The 8,097-nt window shown below is 71.5% G+C and carries 8 protein-coding genes; 5 read left to right on the top strand and 3 right to left on the bottom strand.

All coding sequences use genetic code 11. The features are described from left to right. Positions 1-205: 205 nt before the first annotated feature. The 3 genes from MTQ10_RS08950 (at position 206) to MTQ10_RS08940 (ending at position 2,841) form a co-directional block, all read left to right on the top strand. The gene (locus MTQ10_RS08950) at positions 206-1,159 is read left to right on the top strand and encodes a heme o synthase (RefSeq protein ID WP_247464302.1); all 954 of its coding nucleotides are present in this window, start codon (positions 206-208) and stop codon (positions 1,157-1,159) included. Positions 1,160-1,256: 97 nt separating this feature from the next. Next, positions 1,257-1,574 carry a hypothetical protein gene (locus MTQ10_RS08945; protein WP_247464299.1) on the top strand — a complete coding sequence of 106 codons (318 nt, stop codon included), beginning with the start codon at positions 1,257-1,259 and terminating at the stop codon, positions 1,572-1,574. A gap of 157 nt (positions 1,575-1,731) precedes the next feature. Continuing rightward, a complete protein-coding gene (locus MTQ10_RS08940; RefSeq protein WP_247464297.1) occupies positions 1,732-2,841 on the top strand; it encodes an amidohydrolase family protein in 1,110 nt (369 codons plus the stop codon). Between the two features lie 91 nt (positions 2,842-2,932). Here MTQ10_RS08940 and MTQ10_RS08935 read toward each other — a convergent pair whose 3' ends face one another. The 3 genes from MTQ10_RS08935 to MTQ10_RS08925 are packed head-to-tail and all read right to left on the bottom strand — an operon-like array spanning position 2,933 to position 5,680. Beyond that, positions 2,933-3,943 (bottom strand): COX15/CtaA family protein, encoded by a 1,011-nt coding sequence (locus tag MTQ10_RS08935; protein ID WP_247464294.1) that lies wholly within the window; start codon positions 3,941-3,943, stop codon positions 2,933-2,935. A gap of 46 nt (positions 3,944-3,989) precedes the next feature. Continuing rightward, positions 3,990-4,706 (bottom strand): ABC transporter permease, encoded by a 717-nt coding sequence (locus MTQ10_RS08930; protein ID WP_247464308.1) that lies wholly within the window; start codon positions 4,704-4,706, stop codon positions 3,990-3,992. 50 nt (positions 4,707-4,756) lie between these two features. Then, the gene (locus MTQ10_RS08925) at positions 4,757-5,680 is read right to left on the bottom strand and encodes an ABC transporter ATP-binding protein (RefSeq protein WP_247464291.1); all 924 of its coding nucleotides are present in this window, start codon (positions 5,678-5,680) and stop codon (positions 4,757-4,759) included. 257 nt (positions 5,681-5,937) lie between these two features. On the opposite strand from MTQ10_RS08925, the gene MTQ10_RS08920 reads away from it, so the two are divergent. Further along, positions 5,938-6,678 (top strand): helix-turn-helix transcriptional regulator, encoded by a 741-nt coding sequence (locus MTQ10_RS08920; protein WP_247464289.1) that lies wholly within the window; start codon positions 5,938-5,940, stop codon positions 6,676-6,678. Next, positions 6,675-8,096 (top strand): Fe-S cluster assembly protein SufB, encoded by a 1,422-nt coding sequence (gene sufB / locus MTQ10_RS08915; protein ID WP_247464286.1) that lies wholly within the window; start codon positions 6,675-6,677, stop codon positions 8,094-8,096. Before MTQ10_RS08920 ends, sufB begins: the two co-directional genes overlap by 4 nt. Position 8,097: the final 1 nt, after the last annotated feature.

The raw sequence follows: 8,097 nt of genomic DNA, 5'->3' as shown, positions 1-8,097 counted from the left end.
GCCGGGGAGGGTCCCGGCCCGCGCCCGCGTGATCACCGGGACGTGGGGCGCCGGGGGGCCGGGGGACACCCGTAAGGGGCCCCCTGGGGAACACGACCCCACCCCCGCGAAGGGCGGGGTCTGGGCAACGTCTACAGTGGCGTGGTACGCGCGAGCCTTTACCGGCGCTTCACACGGATCGGCTCGCTGGGATGTCTCTGTAGGGGTGTGCGTGACGGCCGTTGAATCCCGTCCTGCGGGAGTACTTGGTGCGAGCCAGAGCCCGAGTCGTCGGCCGTTCGGGGCCCGTGCGATGGCATTCGTGGCGCTGACCAAGCCGCGGATCATCGAACTGCTGCTCATCACCACCGTTCCGGTGATGTTCCTGGCTCAGCGGGGCGTGCCCGATCTGTCGCTGGTGCTGCTGACCTGCGTCGGCGGCTATCTGTCCGCGGGCGGCGCCAACGCCCTCAACATGTACATCGACCGGGACATCGACGCGCTGATGGACCGCACGTCGCAGCGCCCGATCGTCACCGGCATGGTCAGCCCGCGCGAGGCGCTCGTCTTCGGCATCACCCTGGCGGTGGTGTCCACCCTGCTCTTCGGCCTCACCGTCAACTGGCTGAGTGCCTGGCTCGCCCTCGGCGCGCTGCTCTTCTACGTCGTCGTCTACACGATGCTCCTGAAGCGGCGGACCGCGCAGAACATCGTCTGGGGCGGCATCGCCGGCTGTATGCCCGTGCTGATCGGCTGGACCGCGGTGAAGGACTCCCTGTCCTGGGCGCCGGTCGTGCTCTTCCTGGTCATCTTCTTCTGGACGCCGCCGCACTACTGGCCGCTGTCGATGAAGGTGAAGGAGGACTACGCGCGCGTGGGCGTGCCCATGCTGCCGGTCATCGCCTCCAACAAGGTGGTCGCCCGGCAGATCGTGATCTACAGCTGGGTGATGGTCGCCGTGTCGCTGACGCTCACCCCGCTGGGCTACACCGGCTGGTTCTACACCGCGGTCGCGCTGGCCGCGGGCGGCTGGTGGCTGTGGGAGGCGCACGCCCTGCAACACCGGGCGAAAGCCGAGGTCACGGGCGCGAAGCTGAAGGAGATGCGGCTCTTCCACTGGTCCATCACCTATGTCTCGCTGCTGTTCGTGGCGGTCGCCGTGGACCCGTTCCTGCGCTGACACCCCTTCCCGTACGGCATCCCCGGGCGGGGTGCGTGGTCAAGGCCACGCACCCCGCCCGTCGCCGTTCGATCTACTCGTCGGTAGCATCCTGGCCATGGCAGACACGCAGCAGGTTGACGCGAAGGCCGAGCGCACGGCGGCGAAGCTCGCCCGGCGGATCGGCGCCTTCTCCAAGGCGCACGGCGGCGCCGAGGGCCAGGTGGCCCACATCGGCGAGCGCGGCGCGCGGATCGTCCTCGTCGGCGAGGACGGCGGCTGGGGCGACCTGGTGGCCCCGAGCAAGGAGATCGCCGAGAAGGCGGTGGAGAAGGCCGGGATCACCGTCCACGAGAGCTTCGACGGGGAGTTCGCCGCCAAGGTGAGCACCGGCGCGTACGAGTGGAAGCGCATGGCCGGCATGCAGATCGGCTGACGCCCGCCCCGGCGGGACGGCACCGCCGTACGGGCGCCGGGCGGCCCCGCCGCCCGAGGGCGCACCGACGCGAAGCGGCTCCGCCGGCACCCATCACCTCACCCCCGGTTCACCCGTTAGGACGTGTACAGGCACGCGTCCGTCAGGGGGAACCCGGATGATCGAAACGCCGTCCCTCGTGGACCAGTACTGCCACGGCGTACTGAGAACGGAGCTGGGCCTCGGCACCTTCGAGGCCCAGCTGGCCCGCACCGAGGGACCCCCCGCCCCGGGCACCACCCTCTTCGACACGCAGACCGGGTTCGCGGTACGCCGCTGGTGCCCACCGCTCCTCGGCCTGGAGCCGCACTGCACGCCCGCCCACTATCTCGCCCGGCGCCGTGAACTCGGCCCCCTGGAGGCGGGCCGCCGGCTGCTGCGCGGCAGCGGCATCACCACCTACCTCGTGGACACCGGGCTGCCCGGCGACGACCTCACCGGCCCCGCCGAGATGGCCGCCGACGCCCGCGCCGACGCCCACGAGACCGTGCGGCTGGAACTCCTCGCGGAGCAGGTCGCCGACACCTCAGGAACCGTCGAGTCCTTCCTCGCCAACCTCGCCGAGGCGGTCCACACCGCCGCCGCCCACGCCGTCGCGTTCACCTCCGTGGCGGGCGTACGGCACGGTCTGGCGCTCGCGCCCGAACCGCCGGGGCCGGGGGAGGTGCGGGGCGCGGCAGGCCGCTGGCTGGCCGCACGGCGTGTCGGGGACGAGCTGGCCGACCCGGTGCTGCTGCGGCATCTGCTGTGGAGCGCCGTCGCCTCGGGGCTGCCGCTCCAGCTGCACGCGGGGCTCGGGGAGCCGGGCCTGCGCATCGACCGCACCGATCCGGTGCTGCTCACGGGCTTCGTCCGGGCCACGGCCGGTCTGGGCACCGATCTGGTCCTGCTGCACGGCTACCCGTACCACCGGCACGCCGCCCACCTGGCGGGGGTCTTCCCGCACGTCTACGTCGACTCCGGGGCCGCGCTGGTGCGCACCGGGGCGCGGGCCGCCACCGTCCTCGCGGAGATCCTGGAGCTGGCGCCCTTCGGCAAGATCCTCTTCTCCAGCGGCGCCCGTGGCCTGCCCGAGCTGCACGTGGTCGGCGCCCGGCTGTTCCGCGACGCCCTGGGGCGCGTGCTGGGCTCCTGGGTGGCCGAGGGGGCGTGGTCCCTGGCGGACGCGCAGCGAGTGGCGGGGATGGTGGCGGCGGAGAACGCGCGGCGGGTGTACGGGCTGAAGTGACCGCCACCGGGCCGGAGTGACCGGCGCGGCCGGAGTGACCGCCACCGGGCCGGAGGCCGGACCGGGTGCCGCCGGTCGCGTGCCCTCTCGCTCAGGCCTTCGTCAGGGACGCCTCGGCCGCCGGCCCCGGCAGGTCCGCGCGGGCCTCCACAGGCCGCTCCCGCAGCGACAGCAGCACCCGGACGACGCCGACCCACACCAGGCACGAGCCGAGCATGTGCAGGGCGACCAGGACCTCCGGCAGGTCGGTGAAGTACTGGACGTACCCGATGACGCCCTGGGCCAGAAGCACCAGGAACAGCTCCCGCGTCCGCGCCAGCGGCCCCCTTGGCGCGTCGACCGCCTTCAGGACGAACCACAGCGCGAACGTCAACGTCACCACGATCCACGCCAGCACGGCGTGCAGCTTGGTGACCGCCTCCCAGTCGACCGGCATCCGCGCGACCTCGCTGGAGTCGCCCGCGTGCGGGCCCGCGCCGGTGACGACCGTGCCGACCGCGACCAGCAGCCCGGCCGCCGCGACCAGGAACCACACCAGTTGCGCGACCGCCCTGCCGACCAGCGGACGGGGCGCCTCGTCACCCTCACGGGTGCGCTGCCACGTCACCGTGGCGACCGTGATCAGCGCCGTGGAGAGCAGGAAGTGCGCCGCGACCGTGTACGGGTTGAGGCCGACCAGCACCACGATGCCGCCGAGCACCGCGTTGCCCATGACCACCCAGAACTGCGCCCAGCCCAGCCGCGTCAGACCGCGCCGCCACGGCTTCTGCGAGCGCGCGGCGACGATCGCCCAGCCGACGGCGGCGCACAGCACGTACGTCAGCATGCGATTGCCGAACTCGATGGCGCCGTGGACGCCCATCGCGCCGGTCGCGGTGAGCGAGTCGTCGGTGCACTTGGGCCAGGTCGGGCAGCCCAGACCGGAACCGGTGAGCCGCACGGCGCCGCCGGTGACGACGATGACCACCGACATCACGAGGGCGGACAGAGCCGCCCGGCGGACCGTCCGGGGGGACGGCGTCCAGCGTGCGGCGATGGAGGCGAGCGGGTTGCGCGCGGCCTCGACGGCGTCGGCGCGGGTCAGCTTTGGCACGCCCCCCATCGTAGGCGCCCGCTTGTGCACGCTTTCACGAGGGTCGGGCACGGTCCTACTCCCAGCGGAAGAACTTCCCGGCCGCCGCAAGTCCCACCACGGCCCACACGGCGAGGACGGCCGCGTCCCCCCACGGCATGCCCGCCCCGTGCCGGAGGACGTCCCGCAGGCCGTCGGACAGGGCGGAGATCGGCAGCAGCGCGAGGACGTCCTGCACACCGGACGGGAACTTCTCCAGCGGCACGACGACCCCACCGCCGACGAGCAGCAGCAGGAACACCAGGTTGGCCGCGGCCAGCGTCGCCTCCGCCTTGAGCGTGCCCGCCATGAGCAGGCCCAGGCCGGAGAAGGCGGCCGTGCCGAGGACGAGGAGCAGCAGCACAAAGAGCGGGCTGCCGTGCGGGGACCAGCCCAGGGCGAACGCGATCACCGTGAGCAGCACCACCTGGAGGACCTCGGTGACCAGCACCGAGAGGGTCTTCGCCGTCATCAGCGCCCAGCGGGGCAGCGGGGAGGAGGCGAGGCGTTTGAGGACGCCGTAACGGCGTTCGAAGCCCGTGGCGATGGCCTGCCCGGTGAACGCGGTGGACATCACGGCGAGCGCGAGGACGCCGGGCGCGAGGAAGTCGACGGCCTCGCCCTCGCCGGTGTCGACGATGTCGACCGAGCTGAACAGCACCAGCAGCAGCGTCGGGATGATCACCGTGAGAAGGAGCTGCTCGCCGTTGCGCAGCAGCATCCGTGTCTCCAGCGCGGCCTGGGCGCCGATCATGCGGGGGAGGGGGGCCGCCCCCGGCTTCGGGGCGTAGGTGCCGGTGGCGGTCACGAGCGCAGCTCCTTGCCGGTCAGTTCGAGGAACACGTCTTCGAGGGTGTGCCGTTCGACGGAGATCCGGTCCGGCATGACACCGTGCTGGGCGCACCAGGAGGTGACGGTGGCGAGCAGCTGCGGGTCCACCTTGCCGGTCACCCGGTACGAGCCCGGCGTCAGCTCGGCGGCGGAGGAGTCGGCGGGCAGCGCCTTGAGCAGGGAGCCCAGGTCGAGGCCGGGGCGGCCGGTGAAGCGGAGGGTGTTCTCGGCGCCGCCGCGGCACAGCTCCTCGGGGGAGCCCTGTGCCATGACCCGGCCCGCGTCGATGATCGCGACGTCGTCGGCGAGCTGCTCGGCCTCGTCCATGTGGTGGGTGGTGAGGATCACGGAGACGCCGTCGTCGCGCAGGTCGCGGACGAGGTCCCAGGTGGCGCGGCGTGCCTGCGGGTCGAGGCCTGCGGTCGGCTCGTCGAGGAAGACCAGTTCGGGGCGGCCCACGACGGCCATGGCGAGGGCGAGCCGCTGCTGCTGGCCGCCGGAGAGCCGGCGGTAGGAGGTCCGGCCGCAGGAGCCGAGCCCGAGCCGTTCGATCAGGGCGTCCACGTCGAGGGGGTGGGCGTGCAGCCTGGCCATGTGGCGCAGCATCTCGTCGGCCCGCGCGCCGGAGTAGACGCCGCCGGACTGGAGCATCACGCCGATGCGGGGGCGCAGCGCGGCGGACTCGCGGACCGGGTCGAGGCCCAGGACGCGCACCGTGCCGGAGTCCGGCTTCCGGTACCCCTCGCAGGTCTCGACCGTGGTCGTCTTGCCGGCGCCGTTGGGGCCGAGGACGGCGGTGACGCCCGCCCGGGCCACCAGGTCGAGGCCGTCGACCGCGGTCTTGTCGCCGTACCGCTTCACCAGGGCCTGGACCTGGACCACGGGCTCGTTTCGCATGGGTCCAGAGTCTAGGGAGGCGCGGAGGTGCCCCGGACGGGCGGGTACCGGAACCGGTCAGCGCCCCCGTCCGCGCCCTCGCGCGATGGTGCGGCGGGGCCGGGCGGGTGCGGCGGCAGCCCCGGCGACCTGCGCCGTTTGATCGATCAAAGATCGTTTCCGCAGGTCGGATTAGGTTTGCCTAAGTGACGCAGGGCACCGTCCGTCGCTCCGGAGGCCGCTTGTCAGGGCTTCGGGAATTACGCAACAATGGCGTTGTGAAAAACGTCGGCGAGGCTCGGGAGACCCCCACGGGGACCCCCCACGAGTTCGCGACCGGGGAGCGCTCGACGCGCAACCGGGTCGCGCGGTCCATCCTGGACCACGGGCCGTCGACCGTCGCCGAGCTGGCCGGTCGCCTCGGCCTCACCCAGGCCGCCGTACGCCGCCATCTCGACGCCCTCGTCGCCGACGACGTCGTGGAAGCCCGCGAGCGCCGTGTGTACGGCACCCGCAGCCGGGGCCGTCCCGCCAAGGTCTTCGCGCTCACCGACTGTGGCCGCGACGCCTTCGACCAGTCGTACGACAAGCTGGCCGCGGACGCGCTGCGCTGGATCGCCGAGCGGGAGGGCGGCCCGGAGGCCGTCTCCGCGTTCGCCCGCGCGCGCATCGCCGCCCAGGCCGAGGCGTACCGCCGAGCGGTGGAGCGCGCCGAGCCCGACCAGCGGACCGAAGCCCTGGCCAAGGCGCTGAGCGCGGACGGGTACGCTGCCACTGCGCGGAGCGCCCCGGTGGGCGAGCAGCTGTGCCAGCACCACTGCCCCGTCGCCCATGTCGCCGAACAGTTCCCGCAGCTGTGCGAGGCCGAGACCGAGTTCTTCGCCGAGCTGCTCGGCACGCACGTACAGCGGCTGGCGACCATCGCGCACGGCGACGGCGTCTGCACGACGTTCATCCCCAAGATTTCTCAGACCACCGACAACGCATCTGCAAGCACGGCCGGGAGGAACCCCGCATGACGCTCCCCACGGAGACTGCCCACCCTGAGCTGGAGGGCCTGGGCAAGTACGAATACGGCTGGGCCGACCGCGACGTGGCCGGTGCGTCGGCGAGGCGTGGTCTGGACGAGGACGTCGTCCGCGACATCTCGGCGAAGAAGTCCGAGCCCGAGTGGATGACCAAGCTGCGCCTGAAGGGCCTGAAGCTCTTCGAGAAGAAGCCCATGCCGAACTGGGGCTCCGACCTGTCGGGCATCGACTTCGACAACATCAAGTACTTCGTGCGGTCCACGGAGAAGCAGGCGGAGTCCTGGGAGGACCTGCCCGAGGACATCAAGAACACCTACGACAAGCTGGGCATCCCCGAGGCGGAGAAGCAGCGCCTCGTCGCCGGTGTCGCCGCCCAGTACGAGTCCGAGGTCGTCTACCACCAGATCCGCGAGGACCTGGAGGAGCAGGGCGTCATCTTCCTCGACACCGACACCGCCCTGAAGGAGCACCCGGAGCTCTTCAAGGAGTACTTCGGCACGGTCATCCCCGCCGGCGACAACAAGTTCGCCGCGCTGAACACGGCCGTGTGGTCCGGCGGCTCCTTCATCTACGTCCCGCCGGGCGTCCACGTCGAGATCCCGCTCCAGGCCTACTTCCGCATCAACACGGAGAACATGGGCCAGTTCGAGCGGACCCTGATCATCGTCGACGAGGGTGCCTACGTGCACTACGTCGAGGGCTGCACCGCGCCGATCTACAAGTCGGACTCGCTGCACTCCGCGGTCGTCGAGATCATCGTCAAGAAGAACGCCCGCTGCCGCTACACGACCATCCAGAACTGGTCGAACAACGTCTACAACCTGGTCACCAAGCGTGCCGTCGCCTACGAGGGCGCCACCATGGAGTGGATCGACGGCAACATCGGCTCCAAGGTGACGATGAAGTACCCGGCCGTCTATCTGATGGGCGAGCACGCCAAGGGCGAGACCCTGTCCATCGCCTTCGCCGGCGAGGGCCAGCACCAGGACGCCGGCGCCAAGATGGTCCACATGGCGCCCAACACGTCCTCCAACATCGTCTCCAAGTCGGTGGCCCGCGGCGGCGGACGCACCTCCTACCGCGGCCTGATCGAGATCGGCGAGGGCGCCGCCGGCTCCAAGTCGAACGTGCTCTGCGACGCGCTGCTCGTCGACACGATCTCCCGCTCGGACACCTACCCCTACGTGGACGTCCGTGAGGACGACGTGTCCATGGGCCACGAGGCCACGGTCTCCAAGGTCTCCGAGGACCAGCTGTTCTACCTGATGAGCCGCGGCCTGAGCGAGGACGAGGCCATGGCGATGATCGTGCGCGGCTTCGTCGAGCCGATCGCCAAGGAGCTGCCCATGGAGTACGCCCTGGAGCTCAACCGGCTGATCGAGCTGCAGATGGAAGGCGCGGTCGGCTGAC

Source organism: Streptomyces sp. XM83C, assembly GCF_023072675.1.
Classification (GTDB): Bacteria; Actinomycetota; Actinomycetes; order Streptomycetales; family Streptomycetaceae; genus Streptomyces; species Streptomyces thermocoprophilus.
The sequence above is the reverse complement of the archived record's forward strand: the minus strand, read 5'-3'. Positions and strand labels throughout refer to the sequence as shown.

Coding starts and splice junctions, on each gene's coding strand:
- MTQ10_RS08945 (WP_247464299.1), top strand. CDS start 1,257: ATGGCAGACACGCAGCAGGTTGACGCGAAGGCCGAGCGCACGGCGGCG.
- MTQ10_RS08940 (WP_247464297.1), top strand. CDS start 1,732: ATGATCGAAACGCCGTCCCTCGTGGACCAGTACTGCCACGGCGTACTG.
- MTQ10_RS08935 (WP_247464294.1), bottom strand. CDS start 3,943: ATGGGGGGCGTGCCAAAGCTGACCCGCGCCGACGCCGTCGAGGCCGCG.
- MTQ10_RS08930 (WP_247464308.1), bottom strand. CDS start 4,706: ATGATCGGCGCCCAGGCCGCGCTGGAGACACGGATGCTGCTGCGCAAC.
- MTQ10_RS08925 (WP_247464291.1), bottom strand. CDS start 5,680: ATGCGAAACGAGCCCGTGGTCCAGGTCCAGGCCCTGGTGAAGCGGTAC.
- sufB (WP_247464286.1), top strand. CDS start 6,675: ATGACGCTCCCCACGGAGACTGCCCACCCTGAGCTGGAGGGCCTGGGC.